19 protein-coding genes are annotated in these 18,416 nt (G+C 73.1%); 6 read left to right on the plus strand and 13 right to left on the minus strand.

Annotation, left to right across the window (positions count from 1 at the left end; genetic code table 11):
• Window positions 1–23: 23 nt before the first annotated feature.
• The 8 genes from ACIRG6_RS04265 to ACIRG6_RS04300 form a co-directional block, all read right to left on the minus strand.
• Window positions 24–821 carry an ABC transporter permease gene (locus ACIRG6_RS04265; protein ID WP_365022315.1) on the minus strand — a complete coding sequence of 266 codons (798 nt, stop codon included), beginning with the start codon at window positions 819–821 and terminating at the stop codon, window positions 24–26.
• Complete coding sequence (locus ACIRG6_RS04270) at window positions 808–1,713, minus strand: 2-aminoethylphosphonate ABC transporter permease subunit (protein WP_403320612.1); 906 nt, start codon at window positions 1,711–1,713, stop codon at window positions 808–810. Before ACIRG6_RS04270 ends, ACIRG6_RS04265 begins: the two co-directional genes overlap by 14 nt.
• Entirely contained in the window at window positions 1,706–2,767 is a 1,062-nt protein-coding gene (locus tag ACIRG6_RS04275; protein WP_364674770.1) for an ABC transporter ATP-binding protein, read from the minus strand. Before ACIRG6_RS04275 ends, ACIRG6_RS04270 begins: the two co-directional genes overlap by 8 nt.
• Complete coding sequence (locus ACIRG6_RS04280; protein WP_403320615.1) at window positions 2,767–3,462, minus strand: HAD family hydrolase; 696 nt, start codon at window positions 3,460–3,462, stop codon at window positions 2,767–2,769. Before ACIRG6_RS04280 ends, ACIRG6_RS04275 begins: the two co-directional genes overlap by 1 nt.
• An 8-nt stretch (window positions 3,463–3,470) precedes the next feature.
• Window positions 3,471–4,595: a TIGR03364 family FAD-dependent oxidoreductase gene (locus ACIRG6_RS04285; protein WP_403320617.1), complete on the minus strand. Its 1,125-nt coding sequence runs from the start codon at window positions 4,593–4,595 to the stop codon at window positions 3,471–3,473.
• Window positions 4,596–4,727: 132 nt separating this feature from the next.
• Window positions 4,728–5,483 carry a GntR family transcriptional regulator gene (locus tag ACIRG6_RS04290; RefSeq protein ID WP_239766401.1) on the minus strand — a complete coding sequence of 252 codons (756 nt, stop codon included), beginning with the start codon at window positions 5,481–5,483 and terminating at the stop codon, window positions 4,728–4,730.
• Between the two features lie 170 nt (window positions 5,484–5,653).
• Entirely contained in the window at window positions 5,654–6,445 is a 792-nt protein-coding gene (locus tag ACIRG6_RS04295) for a hypothetical protein (RefSeq protein ID WP_403320619.1), read from the minus strand.
• A gap of 105 nt (window positions 6,446–6,550) precedes the next feature.
• Entirely contained in the window at window positions 6,551–7,783 is a 1,233-nt protein-coding gene (locus ACIRG6_RS04300; RefSeq protein ID WP_403320621.1) for an ROK family transcriptional regulator, read from the minus strand.
• 47 nt (window positions 7,784–7,830) lie between these two features.
• Here ACIRG6_RS04300 and ACIRG6_RS04305 point away from each other — a divergent pair, with 47 nt between their 5' ends.
• The 3 genes from ACIRG6_RS04305 (at window position 7,831) to ACIRG6_RS04315 (ending at window position 10,376) form a co-directional block, all read left to right on the plus strand.
• Window positions 7,831–8,910, plus strand: a complete 1,080-nt coding sequence (locus ACIRG6_RS04305; RefSeq protein ID WP_318212981.1) for a Gfo/Idh/MocA family oxidoreductase — start codon at window positions 7,831–7,833, stop codon at window positions 8,908–8,910.
• Window positions 8,907–9,386 carry a heme-degrading domain-containing protein gene (locus ACIRG6_RS04310; protein ID WP_350720583.1) on the plus strand — a complete coding sequence of 160 codons (480 nt, stop codon included), beginning with the start codon at window positions 8,907–8,909 and terminating at the stop codon, window positions 9,384–9,386. The genes ACIRG6_RS04305 and ACIRG6_RS04310 overlap by 4 nt, the downstream gene beginning before the upstream one ends.
• Before the next feature lie 117 nt (window positions 9,387–9,503).
• On the plus strand, window positions 9,504–10,376 hold the full coding sequence (locus tag ACIRG6_RS04315) for an LLM class F420-dependent oxidoreductase (protein WP_350720585.1): 873 nt from the start codon (window positions 9,504–9,506) through the stop codon (window positions 10,374–10,376).
• A gap of 101 nt (window positions 10,377–10,477) precedes the next feature.
• On the opposite strand, the gene ACIRG6_RS04320 is transcribed toward ACIRG6_RS04315, so the two are convergent.
• From ACIRG6_RS04320 to ACIRG6_RS04335, 4 genes are all read right to left on the minus strand, one after another.
• Complete coding sequence (locus tag ACIRG6_RS04320; RefSeq protein WP_364674788.1) at window positions 10,478–11,335, minus strand: fumarylacetoacetate hydrolase family protein; 858 nt, start codon at window positions 11,333–11,335, stop codon at window positions 10,478–10,480.
• 161 nt (window positions 11,336–11,496) lie between these two features.
• Window positions 11,497–12,216 carry a YidC/Oxa1 family membrane protein insertase gene (locus ACIRG6_RS04325; RefSeq protein ID WP_403320626.1) on the minus strand — a complete coding sequence of 240 codons (720 nt, stop codon included), beginning with the start codon at window positions 12,214–12,216 and terminating at the stop codon, window positions 11,497–11,499.
• A gap of 108 nt (window positions 12,217–12,324) precedes the next feature.
• Entirely contained in the window at window positions 12,325–12,636 is a 312-nt protein-coding gene (locus tag ACIRG6_RS04330; RefSeq protein WP_189230952.1) for a DUF6412 domain-containing protein, read from the minus strand.
• 87 nt (window positions 12,637–12,723) lie between these two features.
• Window positions 12,724–13,287, minus strand: coding sequence for a winged helix-turn-helix transcriptional regulator (locus ACIRG6_RS04335; protein ID WP_381695157.1), 564 nt, complete (start codon window positions 13,285–13,287; stop codon window positions 12,724–12,726).
• Window positions 13,288–13,463: 176 nt separating this feature from the next.
• Here ACIRG6_RS04335 and ACIRG6_RS04340 point away from each other — a divergent pair, with 176 nt between their 5' ends.
• The 3 genes from ACIRG6_RS04340 (at window position 13,464) to ACIRG6_RS04350 (ending at window position 17,985) form a co-directional block, all read left to right on the plus strand.
• Window positions 13,464–14,906 carry an MFS transporter gene (locus tag ACIRG6_RS04340; protein WP_364819466.1) on the plus strand — a complete coding sequence of 481 codons (1,443 nt, stop codon included), beginning with the start codon at window positions 13,464–13,466 and terminating at the stop codon, window positions 14,904–14,906.
• Between the two features lie 122 nt (window positions 14,907–15,028).
• On the plus strand, window positions 15,029–16,045 hold the full coding sequence (locus ACIRG6_RS04345) for an SEC-C metal-binding domain-containing protein (protein WP_403320631.1): 1,017 nt from the start codon (window positions 15,029–15,031) through the stop codon (window positions 16,043–16,045).
• A 641-nt stretch (window positions 16,046–16,686) separates the two neighbouring features.
• A complete protein-coding gene (locus tag ACIRG6_RS04350) occupies window positions 16,687–17,985 on the plus strand; it encodes a DNA cytosine methyltransferase (RefSeq protein ID WP_403320760.1) in 1,299 nt (432 codons plus the stop codon).
• Here the strand turns inward: ACIRG6_RS04350 and ACIRG6_RS04355 are convergent.
• Window positions 17,911–18,378 carry a very short patch repair endonuclease gene (locus ACIRG6_RS04355; RefSeq protein WP_364819469.1) on the minus strand — a complete coding sequence of 156 codons (468 nt, stop codon included), beginning with the start codon at window positions 18,376–18,378 and terminating at the stop codon, window positions 17,911–17,913. The genes ACIRG6_RS04350 and ACIRG6_RS04355 overlap by 75 nt on opposite strands.
• Window positions 18,379–18,416: the final 38 nt, after the last annotated feature.

Genomic DNA, 18,416 nt, shown 5'->3' on the forward strand with positions numbered 1-18,416 from the left:
TGCGCGAGGGGAGGCGGGACGGGTTACCGGTACGAGGCTCTGGTGCGGATCCTGGAGACGGCGAACAGCACTAGCAGGGTGGCCGCCATCAGGACCACGGCGATCGCGGAGCCGGTGAACAGGGCGCCGCGGTCCGTGGAGGCGTAGATCAGGACGGGCAGCGGGGTCCAGTCGGGCGGGTAGAGCATCATCGTGGCGCTCAGCTCGCCCATGGAGAGGGCGAAGCACAGCCCGGCGGCGGCGGTCAGGGACGGCAGCAGCAGGGGGAGCCGCACCCGCCACAGGACGTACGCCGGGCTCGCGCCGAGGGAGGCGGCGGCCTGCTCGTACGCCGGGTCGAGGCGGGTGATCGCGGCGGAGACGGACTGGTGGGCGAAGGCGGTCACCAGGACCGTGTGGGCGATGATCACGATCCAGCGGGTGCCGTTGAGGAGGAACGGCGGCTGTGAGTACGCGACCAGGACGGCGAGGCCGACCACCACCGAGGGCACCGCGACGGGCAGGACGAACAGGGCGTCCATGACCTTGCGGTGCCGCTTTTTCAGCGCGGCGGCGGCGAGCGCGGCCCAGGTGCCGGCGGTCAGCGCGAGCAGGCTCGCGATGAGGGCCGTGACCAGGCTGGTGGTGAGGGCCTGGAGGGCCTCGCCGCGGGTGGCGGCCCGGTAGTTGGCGGTGGTGAAGCCGGAGGGCAGGACGCTCGACCAGTGGGTGGCGAAGGAGGCGCCGAGGACGACGAGGAGGGGCAGGGCGAACAGGGGGAGGAAGAGGACGAGGAAGGCGGCCCACAGGGTCCACCTCGCCCCCCGGCTATGCACCAGCACGGCGGCTCACCACCCGGTACAGGCCGTACAGGCCCACGGAGATCAGGACGTTGACGACGGCGACCACGCAGGCGCCCGGGTAGTCGGACTCCAGGATCGCCTTGCCGTAGACGAGCATCGGCAGGGTCGTGACGCCCTTGGCGCCGGTGAACAGGACGATGCCGAACTCGTTGAGGCAGAGCACGAGGACGAGGCTGCCGCCGGCCGCGAGGGCGGGCAGCGCCTCCGGCAGGATGATCCGCCGCACGATCCGCGGGGCGCGGGCGCCCAGCGAACCTGCCGCCTCGATGTGCGCGGTGTCGATCCCCGAGAACGCGGCGAGCAGCGGGCGCATCACGAACGGCGTGAAGTACGTGATCTCCGCGAGCAGCACGCCCCAGGGCGTGGTGAGGAACTGGAAGGGCCCGTCGGCGGCGCCCGTCACGTCCGTCCACAGTCCGTTGGCCATGCCGACCGTGCCGTAGACGAACAGCAGGGCGAGCGTGATCAGGAAGGACGGGAAGGAGAGGAAGACGTCGATGAACCGGGAGACCGCGCGGGCGCCGGGGAACGGCACGAAGGCGATGACCAGGGCGAGGAGGAAACCGAGGACCAGGCAGCCGGCGGTCGAGGCCAGCGCCAGCCAGACGGTCGTCCACAGCGCCTCACGGAACGCCTCGGAGGCGAAGACGTCGGCGTACGGCTTCAGCGAGGTGCCGCCGGTGTCCGGCTGGACGGACTGCCGGACGACGAGGGCGAGGGGGTAGAGGAAGACGAGGGCGAGCAGAGCCAGGGGAGGAAGCGCCCACAGAAGCGCCCCGTAGGGGCGCGTGGCTGTGTCTGATGTGCGGCTACCGCCGCTTGGGCGCGGCCGGCCACGACCCACCCGCACGTCCCGCGCGATCTCAGCCATGGTTCACCCCTGCGGGCAGCAACACCGCGTCGTCGGACGCGAAGTGCACGCTCACCGTCTCCCCCACCACCGGCGGATTCCGCAGTTCACGCAGGTCGGCCATGACCCGGTGGCCGGCCACGTCGACGAGGAGCCGGTGTGTGGCACCCCGCCACTGGATCTCCCCCACCGTGCCGGTGAGCCGGTTGGGCCCGTCACCGAGCCCGACCAGATGCGGATGTACGCACAGGGTGGCCGAGGCACCCGGCGCCGCGCCCGCCGTGTCGACCTTGATCTCGGCGCCGCCGAAGGCGACTCCCCCGTCCCCCACGGTCACCGGCAGCAGGTTCGCGCCGCCCACGAAGGACGCGGTGAACTCGTCGGCCGGCGCCCGGTACAGCTCCCTCGGCGTCCCGCACGCGCGCAGCTTCGCCTTGTCCATCACGGCGATCCGGTCGGCGAGGGTCAGCGCCTCCACCTGGTCATGGGTGACGTACAGGATCGACACGTCGGGGAGTTCCCGGTGGAGGCGCGCCAGTTCGGCGAGCATCCCGGACCGCAGCTGGGCGTCGAGGGCGGAGAGTGGCTCGTCGAGGAGGAGGACGTCCGGCCGGACGGCCAACGCACGGGCGATGGCGACGCGCTGCTGCTGGCCGCCCGACAGCTCGCGCGGGTGGCGGCGGGCGTAGGCGGCCATGCCCGTCATCTCCAGGGCCTCGCCGACCCGTTCGCGGATCTCGGCCTTGGGCGCCTTGCGGGCCTTGAGGCCGAAGGCGACGTTCTCCTCGACCCGCATGTGCGGGAAGAGGGCGTAGCTCTGGACGACCATGCCGATGCCCCGCCGGTGCGGGGGCAGGTCGGTGACGTCCCGCTCGCCGAGGAAGACCCGCCCGGAGGCGGGCCGTACGAACCCGGCGACCGCCCGCAGCGCGGTGGTCTTGCCGGATCCGGACGGCCCGAGCAGCGCCATGACCTCGCCCGGTCCGACGGTGAGGTCGAGGGCGTCCAGGACGACGTTGCCGTCGTAGGCGACGGTGACCGAGTCGAAGCGGATGCCGCTGCTTGCGGTGCTCATCAGCCGGCTGCTCCCCGCAGGAGGGCGGGCAGACCGGCGACGGAGTCCAGCACGTGGGTCGCGCCCGCCTCGCGGAAGGCGTCGTCCCCGTGGGCCCCGGTGCGCACCCCGGCGACCAGTCCGGCGCCGGCGCGGACGCCGCTGAGCACGTCGTACGAGGTGTCGCCGACGACGGCGGCCTGGCGGACGTCCTCGGCGGCCTTGGTGCGCAGGAACGCCTCCAGCAGCATGTCGGGGTACGGCCGTCCGCGTCCGCCCGCGTCGGCGGGGCACAGGGTGAGCGGCACCAGGTCGCGCCAGCCGAGCGCGTCGAGGACGGCGTCCTGGGTGACGCGGGCGAAGCCGGTGGTCAGGACGACGGTGCGCCCGTCGGCGGTGAGTTCCTCGACGGCCTCGCGGGCGCCGGGGACGGGGGCGATCAGGCCGTCGTCGACGAGTTCGCCGTACGCCTTCTCGAAGGCGGTGTTGGCGCGGCGGGCGCGGTCCTCGTCGCCGAAGAGGTGCCGGAAGACGGAGATCTTGGACTCGCCCATGGTGGCGCGGACGTAGTCGAGCTTCTCGGCGTGGTCGGCGGTGCCGGGCTCGACGCCCAGTTCGCGGGCGGCGGTGTCGAAGGCGCGCTCGACGAGGCCGCCGTCGGCGACGGTGGTGCCGGCCATGTCGAGGACGACGAGCCGGATGTCTGTCGTGGTCATGGGTGCTCTCACCAGCCCAGTTCGTTCGCGGTGGTCTCGGCTATCGCGGGTGAGCAGGTCATGCCGCGCCCGCCGGGCCCGGTGACCAGCCAGACCCCTTCGCGCACCTGCTGCCGGTGCACGACACGGCCGGTGTCCGTGCACTGCGCGTACACCCCGGCCCAGCGGCGGCGGATCCGCGGCAGCGGGCGTCCGAGGAGGGACTCGACGACGCCGGCGAGGTGCTCGTAGGGGTCCTCGACGGTGTCGAAGGCGAAGGGGTGCTCGTACTCGTGGGTGTCGCCGATGGTCAGGCCGCCGTCGGCGCGCTGGACCATCAGCAGCTGCATCCTGTGGTCCGCGGCCGTGGCCGGCTGCGGTTGCCGTGCGTTCAGCTCGTCCAGGGCGGGCGAGCCGTACGCGGGGTAGTAACGGAAGCTGTCGGCGTCGGCGACCGAGGTGGTCAGCGGTTCGCCCAGCGGGTCGGTCTGCATCATCTGGAGGCGGACCCGGCGCACGGGCAGGTCGGGCCCGGCCAGCTCGCGCACGAGGCCGCCGAGCCAGGCGCCGGTGCACAGGACGACGGCGTCGCCGGTGTGCACGTCGCCGTGGTCGTCGCGGACGGCGTTCTCGCCGATGACGTCGCGGACCTCTCGGCCGGGCAGGAACGTGTAGTGCGGCGACTCGAGCAGCTCGGCGCGCAGGGCGAGCTGGGCGGTGCGCGGTTCGACGGCCGCGTCGCGCTCGCAGTACAGGGCGGCGTCGAACTCGCCGCGCAGGGCGGGGTTGAGGGCGCGGGCCTCGGCCGGGGTGAGGAGCTTGTGGCCGCGGGCGGCGGCGTCCGGGCGGGCGACGGCCGCCTCGGCGACGGCGCGTTCGAGGTCGCCGCGCAGCGGGGTCAGGGAACCGTTCGGGCGGAAGCCGAGCGCCGGGATCCGGCCACCGATCTCCTCCCACAGCTCCCGGGCCCTGAGCGCGGTCTCCAGCTCCTCGCCGCCCGCGCGGCCGCTCACCCAGATCTGGCCGAAGTTGCGCAGCGAGGCGCCGCGCGCCTCGGTCTCGCGCTCGATCTGTACGACCTCGTGGCCGCGTTCCACTGCGTGCCAGGCGTGCATGGTGCCCACCACGCCGGCTCCGACGACTATCACTCTCACGACCGCAACGCTCCTTGGCATCGGGGAACCGGAGGAATCCGGCTGACAACGAGAGCGTGAACTGGTCATCACGTTTGGGCTAGACCCGTTATCATTTCGTTACTTCTCCGGATGGTCGGCGAGGGTGTTCTGTCAGCCGCTCAGGTGGGTGGTGAACGAGAAGCGGTCGCCGCGGTAGAGCGTGCGCACCCGCTCCAGCGGGCGGCCCTCGGTGTCGCGGGAGACGCGGTGGATGAGCAGCATCGGGAGGGCCGGCGGGGTGCCGATGAGCAGGGCCTCGCGCGGGGTGGCCAGCACGGTCTCGATCCGTTCGTCGGCGTCCCCGAAGGCGATGCCCTGCGCGGCGAGGTGGGCGTAGAAGGACGAGTCCGGGTCGAAGGCGGTGTCCAGGTCGGGGATGCGGGCCACGGCGACGTAGGTGCTCTCCAGGCCGACCCGCTCGTCGTCCGCGAGCAGCACGCGCTCCAGGTGCCAGACGGGCTCGCCGCGCGTGAGGCCGGTCTCGGCGGCGAGCGGGTCGGGGCAGGGGAAGCGGTCGAGGGTGACGAGCGCGCGGCCGGGGGTACGCCCCTGGCGCCGGACGCCCTCGGTGTAGCTGGCCAGGGACAGCGGCTGGGCCAGCTTGGGGCCGGCGACCACCGTGCCGCGCCCCTGCCGGCGCAGCTTGCCCTCGAGGACGAGCTCACGCAGGGCCTGCCGGACCGTCTCGCGGGCGACCTCGTACCGCTCGGAGAGGTCCCGCTCGGTGGGGATGGCGCTGCCCTCCCCCAGCTCGCCGACGAGACGGTCGATCCGCGCCTTGACGGCGTAGTACTTCGGCACGCGGCCGTGCTCCGGGATCCCGGAGCGGACGGGGGCGCCGGGGGCCTGGTCGTTCGGGTAGTCCACGCAGGGATCGTCGCAGACGCGGACGCGGGGGCCGACGGGACCTCGGGGCGGGCGGCGGCGAGGGCGGCGTCGCCGCTCGGCGCGTCCACGGGTCCGGTACCCCGGGAAGCCCCGCCCGCCGGACCGACGCCCGGGGTGTCAGGGGCGGCCACCAGTACGGCGCCCCGGTGTCAGCGGCGTCTGTGGGTCAGCAGTACGGCCACCGCGCCGGTGGCGAGGAGCAGGGCGGCGGTCGCGAGGGGCGCACCCAGGCGGCCCGTTCCCGTGCCGGCGAGTTCGTCGGCGAACGGGAACCCGGTGCCCCGGCTGTCGGGGGTGGAGGCGACGGAGGGTGCGACGGGCTCCGCGTTCCCGGCGGCCGACTCGTCGGACGGGCCGCCGGTCCGGACGCGGAAGCGGTAGTCGTTCGACTGGCCGATCCAGTCGCCGTCGTCGCCCCGGCGCTGGACGACGGCCGCGTTGGCGGTGACCTCGCCGGGCGCCGCGTCCGAGGTGAGCGCGAGCCGCACCTTCACGGTGAGGGTCCTGCCGGGGCCGACGGTGAAGCCGGGGAAGGCGGCGTCGCCCTCGCCGAAGGCGCCGATCAGCTCGTCGTGGCCGGTCGCCTCGAAGGTGACGGGGCGGGGGTGGTCGCCGTCGTAGAACTCCAGGCGGGCCTGCGCCGGCTCCAGGGCCCGCCGCTCGTCGACGAGGACGACGACCGGGTGGACGGCCTCGCAGGTGCGGGACGTGGTGTTGGTGAGGTCCAGGTACCAGGTGCCGTAGCCGCCGGACTCGTAGGCGCTCGGACCGCCGTGGATGCGGGTGGTGAGCGGGAAGGTGTGGTCGTCGGGAGCCGTGCAGGCGGGCAGCGGGGCGCTGGGGCCGACGGGGGCCGCGAGTGCGGCGGCGGCCGGGCAGGCTGCGGCCAGGAGGGCGGCTGCCGCCGCCAGGCAGGGGAACGCGGGCGTGAACAGTCGCATGAACACATGAGCGTGTCGGACGGTCGCGGTCACCGGGACCGCCGTTCGGGGTGTGCCCCTCGAACGGCGGCAATGGAGCCCTCGTTCGGCGTACGGGGCCCCGCGTCAGGGCCCGTCGCCCCGCCCGAACAGCGGCGCCAGCAGCAGCTGGGCCGCGCCCTGGGCGACCCCGCGCGTCCCGCCGGGCGCTATCCGCACCGGTACGGCGCCCTCACGCCCGCCCTCGCGCCGGGCCCGGGCGTCGAGGACGGCGCCGACCCCGGAGGCGAACACCTCGGGCGCGCCGGCGACGGTACGGCCGCCGAGCAGGACCAGGTCGATGTCCAGCAGCCCGGCGAGGTTCGCGGCGCCCGCGCCCAGTACCCGTGCCGCCTCCGCGAGGTCGTCGCGGGCGACGGCGCCCAGGCAGAGGGCCTCGACGCACCCGCGCCCGCCGCAGGTGCAGGGCGGCCCGTCCAGCTGGAGGACCTGGTGCCCGAACTCCCCGGCACCGGTCCGGGCGCCCCGGTGCACGCCGCCGCCGAAGACGAGCCCGGCGCCGAGTCCCGTACCGAGGTGCAGATAGGCGAAGGAGCCCCTCTCGCCCCCGACCGCCAGCCCCAGCGCTGCCGCGTTGGTGTCCTTGTCGACGACGACCGGCACGCCCAGGCGCCGGGTCAGCGCGTCCCGCAGCGGGAAGCCGTCCCACTCCGGGAAGCCGGTGACCCGGTGCAGTACGCCCCGGACGTGGTCGAGAGGCCCCGGGAGGGCGACACCGAGCCCGAGGAGCGTGGGTGCGTCGGCGAGACGTCCGCCCGGCACGCCCAGCACGTCGGCGACCAGCCCCCCGGCCGCCCGCGCCACCCCCTCCAGCACGGCCGGCGCTCCCGCGCCCAGGTCCAGGGGGGACCGCCGCTCCCCCACCACCGTCCCCGTGAGGTCGACCAGCACGGCCCGCAGCTCGTCCCGGTCCAGGTGCACGCCCACCGCGTGTCCCGCCTCCGGCACCAGCCGCAGTACCGTCCGCGGCTTGCCGCCCGTGGACGCGCGGCGCCCGGCCTCGGCGGCGAGGCCCTCCGCCCGCAGCCGGGCGGTGATCTTGCTGACCGCCTGCGGGGTGAGCCCGGTGCGCTCGGCGAGTTCGAGCCGGCTGATGCCCTGCGAACCGGCGGTGCGCAGCAGGTCGAGGACGAGGGCGGTGTTGTGGCTGCGCAGGGCGAGCAGGTTCGCCCCGCCCGCCGCGGCACGCACGCCTCCACGCACGCCACCGCGCCCGGCACCCCGCACGCCGCCGCCCTCCGCGACACTGCGCGTACCGTCGCCCGTTCCCCCGCCGTCAGCCCTGTTCACGCCTCCCATTGTCCCCGCAGCTTGCACTTTGGCAACAGCGTTGCCAAAGTGGACGTATGACTGGTACTCCCCCCGGCACCCCTCTGCGCGTCGGCCTCGTCGGCTACGGCCTCGCGGGCTCCGTCTTCCACGCCCCGCTGATCGCCGCCACCGAGGGCCTGGCCCTGGACACGGTGGTCACCTCGAACCCGGACCGGCAGCGGCAGGCCCGCGACGCGTTCCCGGACGTGCGGACCGTCGCCACGCCGGACGAGCTGTTCGACCGGGCCGCCGAGCTGGACCTGATCGTCATCGCGTCCCCGAACAAGACCCACGTGCCGCTCGCCCGGCGCGCCCTGGAGGCCGGCCTGCCGGTCGTCGTGGACAAGCCGGTCGCGGGCACGGCCGCCGAGGCGCGCGAGCTGGCGGCGCTGGCCGAGGAGCGCGGGCTGCTGCTCTCCGTCTTCCAGAACCGCCGCTGGGACAACGACTTCCTCACCCTGCGCAAGCTGCTGGACGAGGGCGCGCTCGGCGACGTGTGGCGCTTCGAGTCGCGCTTCGAGCGGTGGCGGCCCGAGCCCAAGGGCGGCTGGCGCGAGTCGGGCGACCCGGCAGAGATCGGAGGTCTCCTCTACGACCTCGGCAGCCACGTCGTCGACCAGGCGCTCGTCCTGTTCGGCCCGGCCACACAGGTGTACGCCGAGTCGGTCGTGCGCCGCGCCGGCGCCGAGGCGGACGACGACACGTTCATCGCGATCACGCACGCGAACGGCGTCCGCTCGCACCTCTACGTCTCCTCCACCGCCGCCCTGCTCGGCCCCCGTTTCCGGGTGCTGGGCTCGCGGGCGGGCTACGTCAAGCACGGCCTGGACCCGCAGGAGGCCGCGCTGCGCGAGGGCAAGCGGCCGGGCCCCGGCTGGGGCGAGGAGGACGAGTCGCTGTGGGGCCGCGTGGGCGCCGGGGAGTCCCCGAGGACCGGCGGCGGGCGCGTGGAGGCGACCGTCCCGGGCGACTACCCCGCCTACTACGCGGCCGTCGCCGCGGCGCTGCGGGAGCAGGGCCCCAATCCGGTCGGCGTCCGGGAGGCGGCTGCCGCCCTGGACGTCCTGGAGGCGGCCCGCCGGTCCGCCCGCGACGGAGTGGTGGTGGCCCTGTGACGCGCGAACAGTCCCCCGCCCCGACCGTGGAGGAGCTGGAGGAGCAGGAACGCCGCCTGGTCTTCCGCCGGTTCACCCACGACGACGCGTGGGCGCTGGGCTCGCTCCTGGTGGAGCTGGCCCGGGAGCGCCGGGCACCCGTGGCCATCGACATCCACCGGGCCGGCCAGCAGCTCTTCCACGCGGCCCTGCCCGGCTCGACGCCCGACAACGACGCCTGGATCGCCCGCAAGCGCCGGGTGGTGGAGCGGTACGGCTCGGCGTCGTACCTGGTGGGCGCCCGTTTCCGGGCCAAGGGCACGACGTTCGAGGACTCCTCGCGGCTCGACCCGGACACGTACGCGGCGCACGGCGGTTCCTTCCCGGTCGCCGTGGAGGGCGTGGGCGTGATCGGCGCGGTGACGGTGTCGGGGCTGCCGCAGGTGGAGGACCACCGGCTGGTGGTGGAGGCGCTGGAGCGGTTCCTGGGCGAGTAGCCCGGACGGGCGCACCGGACGGCCTGACGGCCGTACCCGGGAATCATCGCCGGATCCCTCTGGTTGGCACGCGACGTACGACAGACGATCACGTGCCCACCGGAGGGATCGGAACCGATGAACGACGCGACGGCCGCACTGAAGGAATCCGTCGGACGCTACGGCATCTGGAGCCCGCACCTGCGCGCCGAGGACCCGGAGGGCCGGGGCGAGCGCGCCGAGGCGGCCGCCGAGCTGGAGCGGCTCGGGTTCGGCGCCCTGTGGCTGGGCGGCAACAGCTCCGCCCGGCACGCCGCCCCGCTGATCGAGGCGACCTCGCGGATCGTCGTCGGCACCAGCATCCAGAGCATCTGGGAGCACGAGGCCTCCGCCGCCGCGGCGGGCTTCGCCGAGCTGGAGGTGTCCCACCCCGGCCGCTTCGTGCTCGGCCTGGGCGTCAGCCACGGCCCGCGCGTCGAGGGGTACAGCCGCCCGTACTCGAAGATGGTCGGCTACCTCGACGAGCTGGACAAGGCCGGGATGCGGCCCGGTCACCGGGTGCTGGCCGCGCTCGGCCCGAAGATGCTGGAGCTGTCCCGGGACCGGGCGGCGGGCGCGATCCCGTACCTGGTCACCCCCGAGCACACCGCGCAGGCCCGCGAGAGGCTCGGCGAGGGCCCGCTGCTGGCCCCGGAGTTCAAGGTCGTCCTCGACTCCGACCCGGCCCGCGCCCGCGCGACGGCCCGCGCCTACCTCGCCATGTACCTGCAGTTCCCGAACTACACCCAGAACTTCCTGCGCCTCGGCTTCACGGACGCCGACGTCGCGGACGGCGGCAGCGACCGCCTGATCGACGCCCTGTTCGCCTGGGGCGACGACGACACGATCCGCACCCGCATCACCGCCTTCCACGACGCGGGCGCCGACCACGTGGCCCTCCAGGTGGTGGAACCCGACACGGCCCCCACCCCGAGGGAAGGCTGGCGCAAGCTCGCCGCACTGCTGGCCTGAGCGAGAACGCGCCCGCGAAGGGGCGCGGGGAACTGCGCGACCAGCCGCGACCGGCCCGCAGCCGACAACGCACCGCAGTTCCCCGCCACCCGGCGGAGCGCTTACGCGTCCTTGAGTTCCTGCCGCTGACGCCCGAGCCCCTCGATCTCCAGCTCGACCACATCGCCGGCCCGCAGATACGCCTTCGGCTCCGGCTGCCCCATCGCCACCCCCGCCGGCGTCCCGGTGTTGATCACGTCACCGGGACGCAGCACCATGAACTGACTCACGTAGCGCACGACCTCCCCCACCGGGAAGATCTGCTCCGCGGTCGTCCCGTCCTGCTTCAGCTCCCCGTTGACCCACAGCCGCAGCGACAGCCGCTGCGGGTCGGGCACCTCGTCGGTGGTCACCAGCCACGGACCGAGCGGGTTGAACGTCTCGCAGTTCTTGCCCTTGTCCCAGGTCCCGCCCCGCTCGATCTGGAACTCCCGCTCGGACACGTCGTGCGCGACCGCGTACCCCGCGACGCACGCGAGCCCCTCCTCGGCCGAGTCCAGGTAGCGGGCCGTACGCCCGATCACGACCGCCAGCTCCACCTCCCAGTCGGTCTTGACGGACCCGCGCGGCACGAGCACGGTGTCGTCCGGCCCGACGACCGTGTCCGGCGCCTTGAGGAAGACGACCGGCTCGGCGGGCGGCTCGGCCCCGGTCTCGCGGGCGTGGTCGTGGTAGTTGAGCCCGATGCACACGACCTTGCCGATGCGCCCCACGGGTGGTCCGACGCGCAGCCCCGTGGCGTCCAGGACGGGCAGCTCGCCGGCGTCGGCGGCGGCCCGTACCCGGTCGAGCGCCGCGTCGTCCGCGAGCAGCTCGCCGTCGATGTCCGTCACCACGCCCGACAGGTCACGCAGGGTCCCGTCGGCGTCGAGCAGCGCGGGCCGCTCCGACCCCGCCGTACCGACTCGCAGCAACTTCATGATCCCCAACTCCCTCATTCGCGGGCGCCCGCCCGATGAGGTGCGACCTGGTTGCGGCAGTGCGCAGCCATCGGAGGACTTGTTCGATCGTCCAAGGTCGGCTTCCACTCCGCAATACCCCGTTCACGTACTGGACCGTAGCCACGGCCCGGCCGTCCGCCTCACCGGTACAGGGCGGCCCGTTCGACGGCGCTCCACGTCGTGCTGGTGACGATGTACAGGGCGGCGGCCAGCGGCACGACGGCCACCGTGACGAGCGTGAAGAAGGACATGAACGGCATGACCTTGGTGACCGTCCCCAGCCCGGGCACCTGCTGCTCCCCGGTCCCTGCGGCGGGCAGGACCGGCTGGTCGGCCATCCGCTGCCGGGTGAGGCGGTAGCTGAAGGCGGCGACACAGGCCACCAGCGCGAACAGCCCCACGTACACGAGCCCGGCGCCGCCGAGCATCCCGCCGTCCCCGAGCGCGTCGGCCCACCGGCCGCCGAGCGGCGCGGCGAGCAGCTGGTGGGACAGCAGGCCGTTGGCCTCGCCGCCGATCGAGCCGTTGGAGAAGAGGTGGTAGAGCAGGAAGAACGCGGGCAGCTGGCACAGGCTGGGCAGGCAGCCCGACAGCGGCGACACCTTCTCCTCGGCGTGCAGCTCCAGGACGGCCTTCTGCAGCTTCTCCGGGTTCTTCGCGTGCTTGCGGCGCAGCTCGGCGATCCTCGGCTGGAGCTGGGTGCGCGCCTTCTGCCCGCGCGCGGCGGCCCGCGACAGGGGGTGGACGAGGAGTCGCACGAGGGCGGTGAACAGGACGATGGCGGCGGCCGCGGCGGAGGCGCCGAACAGCGGCTGGAGCAGGTCGGCGAGGTGCTCGACCAGGCTGGCGAAAACGGACATGGGTGAGGAGCCCTCCGGGGGTCTCGTCGTGCCGGTGCGATCGGTGATCGGGGTGTGCGGCATGACGACCCGCGCGGGTGCACGGTCCTTGCGCTGTGAAGGGATGCCCTACGCGGTGGTCGCCGGGAGGGCGTGTCCGGGTGCCCGTGGCCGGCGGCGTCCGGGGGCGTCGGGATCGCGTTGGGGCAGGAAGGCCGTACGGCGGTCCCGGTCCCTGATGGCCGTACGCACCCGGGTGGGCGGCACGGCGGGCACGCAGCGCGCGGTGATCAGGGCGCAGACGGCGAGCGCGGAGCCGGCCGCGGCGGTCGCGGCGAGCGCGACGGTGGCGGAGAGGCTGCCGACGTCGACGAGGGCGACGGGCAGGAGCACGAGCAGCAGGACGAGGAGGGGACGCGGGACGGCCCGGTCTCGGGTCATGAGCGGCTCCTCCCCTCGTACGCGTGTTTGCCCAGTTATACAGGACCCCGTACGCCGCCCGACAGCGTGCGGGCGCCGGGCCGCCGCCTAGGCGGGATCCGGCGGCGACGGCCGGTCGCTGTCGCTCCGCGGGTCGGTGTCGATCGGCTGAAGGAGCCGCCGCGGCTTGAGCAGGGCCTTGCTGACCGGGTCCGCCGGGTCCGGGTCGAGTCCGGGACCCGGCACCATTTCGACGTCCCGGACGGCCACGACGGTTCCGCAGGCGGGGCATTCGCCGTAGGGGCCGAGCTGCGTACCGCAGTCGGCGTGCCAGAAGGAGCGCAACGGCTGCCCGCCGAGGTGCTCACGGCCCCACAGGCCGAGCGCGCGCAGGGTCGGCCACAGGGCGATGCCCCGGTCGGTGACGACGTACTCGTCCCGGGGCGGCGACTCCTGGTACCGGCGCTTTTCGAGGATGCCTTCGGCGGTGAGCGTCTGGAGGCGGTTGGCCAGGACGGCGCGCGGGATGCCGAGGTGGACGAGGAAGTCGTTGTAGCGCCGGACGCCGTAGAGCGCGTCGCGGATCACCAGCAGCGTCCACCGCTCGCCGACGACCTCCAGCGCGCGGGCGATCGCGCATTCCTGCGTCGCGTAGTCCTTGCCCAGTGCCATGGGCTCCACTGTAGCCACTTTCCGACGAGTGGGTTCATTCACCGAACCAATAGTGCTAGGTTGGCAGGCCCGAGGGTTGGTTCATTCATCGAACCGACTGAAGAGCCCGGACCTCCGTGGCCCCGGACCCGGCGAGCGGACCCACGGGAGCCATGGACCGAGAAGAGCGGACAGACATGACCGACATCGGCACGGACTCCACCGCGACCGCCCCTCACGGCAGCCCAGGCGCCGGCACCGGCACCGGCGCCGGCGCCGTACGCCACAAGGGCCGCCCCGACCGGCACGCGCCACCGCGCCCCGGCCTCACCCTCGGCCTCACCAGCGCCGCGACCGCCGTGGCCCTGATGACGTACACCGCGCCGATGGTCACGCTCCCCGATACGGCCGCCGACCTGCACACCCCGCTGTCCGCCCAGGCCTGGCTGCTGAACGGCACCCCGCTGGGCCTGGCCGCCCTGCTTCTGGTGGCCGGCTCCCTGGCCGACGACTACGGGCGCCGCCGGATCTTCCTCTCCGGCACCCTGGCCCTCGGCATCACCACCGCCCTGGGCGCGTTCGCCACCACGACGTGGCTGTTCACCCTGGCCCGCATCGCGCAGGGCGCGGCGAGCGCGGCACTGCTGGCCAGCAGCCTGGGCCTGCTGGTGCACGCCTTCCCCACCCCGGCCGGACGGCTGCGCGCGACCGGTGTGTGGGGCGCCTTCGTGAGCGGCGGCATCGCGGTGGGTCCCCTGCTGACCGGGGCGATACCGAACTGGCGGCTGTCCTACGGCATCCTCGGCGCCGCCACGCTGATCGTCGCGGGACTGGGGGCGCGGTCCCTGTCGGAGTCACGCTCACCGCGGGGCGGCCGGCCCGACCTCGCCGGGGCGGTGACGTTCGGACTCGCGCTGGTCGCGCTGGTGGCGGCGGTGACGCTGGGCCGGGACGGCTGGCTGCGGGCACCGGTGGGTCTGCTGCTGGCGGCGACCGTGCTGCTGGGCGGCCTGTTCGTCCTGCTGGAGCGCCGCGCGGCCACCCCGATGATCGACCTGTCCCTGCTGCGCCACGCGCCCTTCCTGGCGTCCTCCGCCGGCGGCCTGTTCACGGGCCTGGCGGTGATCGGGCTGTTCAGCTTCCTGCCCGCGCTGCTGCAACAGCGGCTCGGTCTCTCCCCGATGGACACGGCGTGGCTGTTCCTGCTCTGGTCCGGCCTGTCCTTCGCCGTCGCCCTCCAGGCCCGCCGCATCGCCCACCGCGTGCCGCCGCGCCACCAACTGACCGTCGGCTTCGCCCTGCACGCGGTCGGCGCCCTGACGATGCTCGGCGCGATCGGGGCCGGTTCCTGGACCCGCCTGCTGCCCGGCCTGGTCGTGGCCGGAGTGGGCAGCGGCCTGCTGAACGCCGCGCTGCCGCTGCTCGCCGTGGAGTCGGTACCGGCGGCCCGGGCGGCGATGGGGTCGGGAGCGCAGCAGACGTTCCGCTACATCGGCTCGTGCGCCGGCGTCGCCCTGACGATCGCGATCGCCACGTCGGCGGGCGACCTGGGGCGGGGCACGGATGTGGCCCTCTGGGTGTCGGCGGGGCTGGCGGCGGTGGCGGCGGTGCTGGTGGGGGTGGTGCGGGAGCGGGGGTGAGCGGCGGGGGGTGCGCCGGCGCCGGTCGGGGGCCGGTGCCCCTTCTGACCTCCGCCCGCCTCTCCGGCCTCTGACCTGCGGCCCCCTGACCTTCGTCACCTCTCGGCAGTACGGTGTCACCCATGCGCCCCGACACGCCTGCCGAAAACGTCGACCACGCCGCCGAAGCCGCCCGCCTGGAGCGGACCGCCGGCCTGTACCCGGAGGACGCCGAGGCCCTCCTGGTCTGCGCCGCGGCCCACCTGGAGCTGTCCGGCGACCGCCCCTCCGCGACCAAGCTCTACGACCGCCTGCTGTCCTCGCCGGACGGGCTGGAGAACCCCTCCCTGGTCCGCGCCCTGAAGGCGTCGAACCTCTGGGAGTACGGCCACGAGGCGGAGGCCAGGGCGATCATCGAGGGCGTCCGCACGACGGCCCCGCGCGACCCGGCCGCCTGGGTGATCGTGGCCGAGGCCCTGGAGGCCCACGACGAGCTGGAGGCGGCCCAGGAGACGTTCACGGAGGGCGCCCGCCTGCTCCTGACGGACGTGGCCGAGCCGCCGTACGCCACGCACCCGCTGCTGTACGGGCGTCACCGGGTACGGCGCATGCTGGGCGCGCCCCACGACGACTGGGACCGCCTGGCGGACACCCTGCACTCGATGCCGGTGTCCCTGGACGAGCTGCACGACCCGAAGCGGGTCTGGTCCCTCGGCTCGGACGACCCGGCCGACCTGGAGGCGGAGATCTTCCGCCTGCGCGCCGAGCTGGGCGCCTACCGCGAGGCCCTGTCCCGCCCCTTCCCCGTGGCCATGCTCCACTGGCCGGCGGACGAACTGACGGAGCTGCTGGAGGCGTACCCGTCCCTGTCCGCCGAGTACCCCTCCTACGAGGAGCACCTGACGACGATAGAGGCGGCCCTGCGCGAACTCGCCTCGTCGGGCACCCCGAACCTGGGCGTCGTCCGCGGCACCGTCCCGTCGTACGAGGCGTTCGCGGCCTCGGAGGGCGCGTCCCCGTCCGACGCGACGCTGCTGCCGCAGTACGCGACGACCCTGGCGGCCCGGGGCCGCGCGGTGGCGTGGCCGCCGCAGCGGGGCGCGGGATGCTGGTGCGGGTCGGGGCGGGCCTACGGGGAGTGCCACGGAACCGAGGCGTGACGGGGCGGGGCGGGGCGAGCAGCGTTTGGGCGGACCGATGAGGTTCGCCGTCCGCGTCGTCCGCGGACGTCTACAGGTGCGACCACCTCGCGCGAGGGCGCGATGGCCTGAGCGGAGCAGTCGCACCTGATCACTGGGCAGACCACCGCGGCCCACGGCTTCTCCTACGCCCTGCCCCGCGCGCCGGACGCCCCGGTGGCCCGGGGCTGACAGGCCTGGACGTGATGGCTGCGCAGCGCCGCAACCAGGTCGCACTTCATCGGGCGGGCGCCCGCGACCGAGGGGGTTGGGGATCATAGACGTGGTCTGATCGAGCGCCCCATTGACCCGACGGCACCAGGGATCGACAGGGCTTCCACAGGAACTGGTCGCGTCAGTGTCCGAGGCCTGGGCCAAGGCAGCAGAAGAACAGTCGCTCTGGGCATCCGACCGCGCACACAGTGGAACAACGGAGTTGGGTCCGCCCTCAGTGCAGTCTGGTTTCCAGAGGGACGCAGGCGACCATGGCTGAAAGTGCGAGACTCTTGTACCGAGGAACAACCCTTGATCACCGTTCCTCCCTTGATGTTGATCACCACAGGAGGAGCGGCATGCCCCGCAGCGGCCACGAGCGACCGCGGTTCGCCTCGCCATTGACCTCGATCGAGATCTGCGCGGGTGCCGGAGGACAAGCCGTCGGACTGCACAACGCCGGCTTCGATCATCGCGCCCTCGTCGAGTGGGACGCCCACGCCGTGGCCACCCTGCGGGCCAACGTGGGCAGCTGGCCCGGCTGGGATGAGGAGAAGGCTGACGGCATCCGCCCGATGGACGTCAAGGATTTCCTGGATTCCGACGTCAGGAAGAATCTAAACCTCAAGCCAGGAGATCTTGACCTGCTGGCCGGCGGAGTTCCATGCCCGCCTTTCTCCCTCGCCGGGCACAGGCTTGGGCCCGACGACGAACGCGACCTCTTCCCCGCAGCGCTCGATATCATCGACACCCTGAGGCCAAAAGCGGTAATGATCGAGAATGTCCGGGGAATCCTTGAGCCCCCGGAAGTTTTCATCGAATACAGGAAATCGATTCTCGATACCCTGCGAGACCTCGGATACCTAGTTCCCGAGATCAGCAAAGACCTCTCCGCCCGCGCTCAGGACGTGGTGATGCGGAAGGTGTGGCGGCGACTTGATGCACGGCATTTCGGCGTTCCACAGCTCCGCCCCCGCGCCATCCTGGTTGCCATTCATCGGGATGCAGTAGGCCCAGACAACCCGGGGTTCCGTTGGCCCACTGGAATCAAGGGGACCGAGGCCACCGTCTTTGACGAGCTCAGAGACAGCATGCTCGCGCGCTGCAAGGAGTTTTGGGACAAGAACCAGTACGGAGAACCGGCCGGCCCTCATGAGGCAACCGGTGAGCAGGTCTTCGAGAAGTGGGAGAAGAAGATCACCGAGGCCCTGGCAGCGGGCAAGACCGTAGCCCCCACACTCGTGGGCGGATCAAGGAAGCACGGTGGTGCCGACCTGGGCCCGACCAGGGCCAAGCGCGCCTGGGGGGATTTGGGCGTCGACGGTATGGGCATCGCCAACGACCCGGACAAGGTTGATCCAGAACGCGATTTGTTCAGGCCAGCCGGTCCCATGCTCACTGTCGCCCAGGCAGCGGCGATCCAGGGATTCCCAGAAGACTGGCAGTTCCAGGGCCGGAAGACAGCCCGGTACCGCCAGGTCGGAAACGCGTTCCCGCCCCCAGTAGCAGAGGCCGTGGGACGAGCTATTGCCGCAGTCCTGCGCCCAGAGCACCGCGAGGCGCTCACCAAGGACTATGAGATGGAGCCAGCCGGGGCCGTCCCCGTTGACGATATTCCAGAGCAGCTGGAAATCTCAGTCGCCGCGAACCAGACCCACCTCACGCCGAGCCAGGACCGTCACAGCGATTTTGTTGGCACAAGCGTCTGATGGCTCATGCTCCCAGAAACGGAGCACCGTCCAGCCCGCAGCCCTGAGCTTTTCGTCGGTATCACGGTCCCGTGTGACGTTGCGGAGGACCTTCTCCGACCAGTAACCGGAGTTCGTCTTCGGCGGCACGTAATGCTCAGGGCAGCCGTGCCAGTAACAGCCGTCTATGAACACCGCTACCTTCACCGGACGGAAGACCATGTCAGCCGTCCGGCGAAGGTCCGGCAGGGGGCGGGCTGCGACCCGATACCGCAGCCCTGCGGCGTGCACGAGACGGCGGATCAGGATTTCCGGCTTCGTGTCACGGCTGCGGATCGCCTGCATGTTGCGGCGGCGGGCTGCGGACGAAGCCCAGGATCCTTCCGGGGCTTCCCATTCGGCTTCGTGGGACACACCGCAGAGGGTAGTCCCGCGAGGGCCGCAGCACGCAG

The organism is Streptomyces flaveolus (genome assembly GCF_044765825.1).
Lineage (GTDB): Bacteria > Actinomycetota > Actinomycetes > Streptomycetales > Streptomycetaceae > Streptomyces > Streptomyces flaveolus.

Coding starts and splice junctions, on each gene's coding strand:
- ACIRG6_RS04345 (WP_403320631.1), top strand. CDS start 15,029: ATGCGCCCCGACACGCCTGCCGAAAACGTCGACCACGCCGCCGAAGCC.
- ACIRG6_RS04340 (WP_364819466.1), top strand. CDS start 13,464: ATGACCGACATCGGCACGGACTCCACCGCGACCGCCCCTCACGGCAGC.
- ACIRG6_RS04330 (WP_189230952.1), bottom strand. CDS start 12,636: ATGACCCGAGACCGGGCCGTCCCGCGTCCCCTCCTCGTCCTGCTGCTC.
- ACIRG6_RS04305 (WP_318212981.1), top strand. CDS start 7,831: ATGACTGGTACTCCCCCCGGCACCCCTCTGCGCGTCGGCCTCGTCGGC.
- ACIRG6_RS04300 (WP_403320621.1), bottom strand. CDS start 7,783: ATGGGAGGCGTGAACAGGGCTGACGGCGGGGGAACGGGCGACGGTACG.
- ACIRG6_RS04280 (WP_403320615.1), bottom strand. CDS start 3,462: ATGACCACGACAGACATCCGGCTCGTCGTCCTCGACATGGCCGGCACC.
- ACIRG6_RS04270 (WP_403320612.1), bottom strand. CDS start 1,713: ATGGCTGAGATCGCGCGGGACGTGCGGGTGGGTCGTGGCCGGCCGCGC.
- ACIRG6_RS04295 (WP_403320619.1), bottom strand. CDS start 6,445: ATGCGACTGTTCACGCCCGCGTTCCCCTGCCTGGCGGCGGCAGCCGCC.
- ACIRG6_RS04320 (WP_364674788.1), bottom strand. CDS start 11,335: ATGAAGTTGCTGCGAGTCGGTACGGCGGGGTCGGAGCGGCCCGCGCTG.
- ACIRG6_RS04335 (WP_381695157.1), bottom strand. CDS start 13,287: ATGGCACTGGGCAAGGACTACGCGACGCAGGAATGCGCGATCGCCCGC.
- ACIRG6_RS04275 (WP_364674770.1), bottom strand. CDS start 2,767: ATGAGCACCGCAAGCAGCGGCATCCGCTTCGACTCGGTCACCGTCGCC.
- ACIRG6_RS04315 (WP_350720585.1), top strand. CDS start 9,504: ATGAACGACGCGACGGCCGCACTGAAGGAATCCGTCGGACGCTACGGC.
- ACIRG6_RS04325 (WP_403320626.1), bottom strand. CDS start 12,216: ATGTCCGTTTTCGCCAGCCTGGTCGAGCACCTCGCCGACCTGCTCCAG.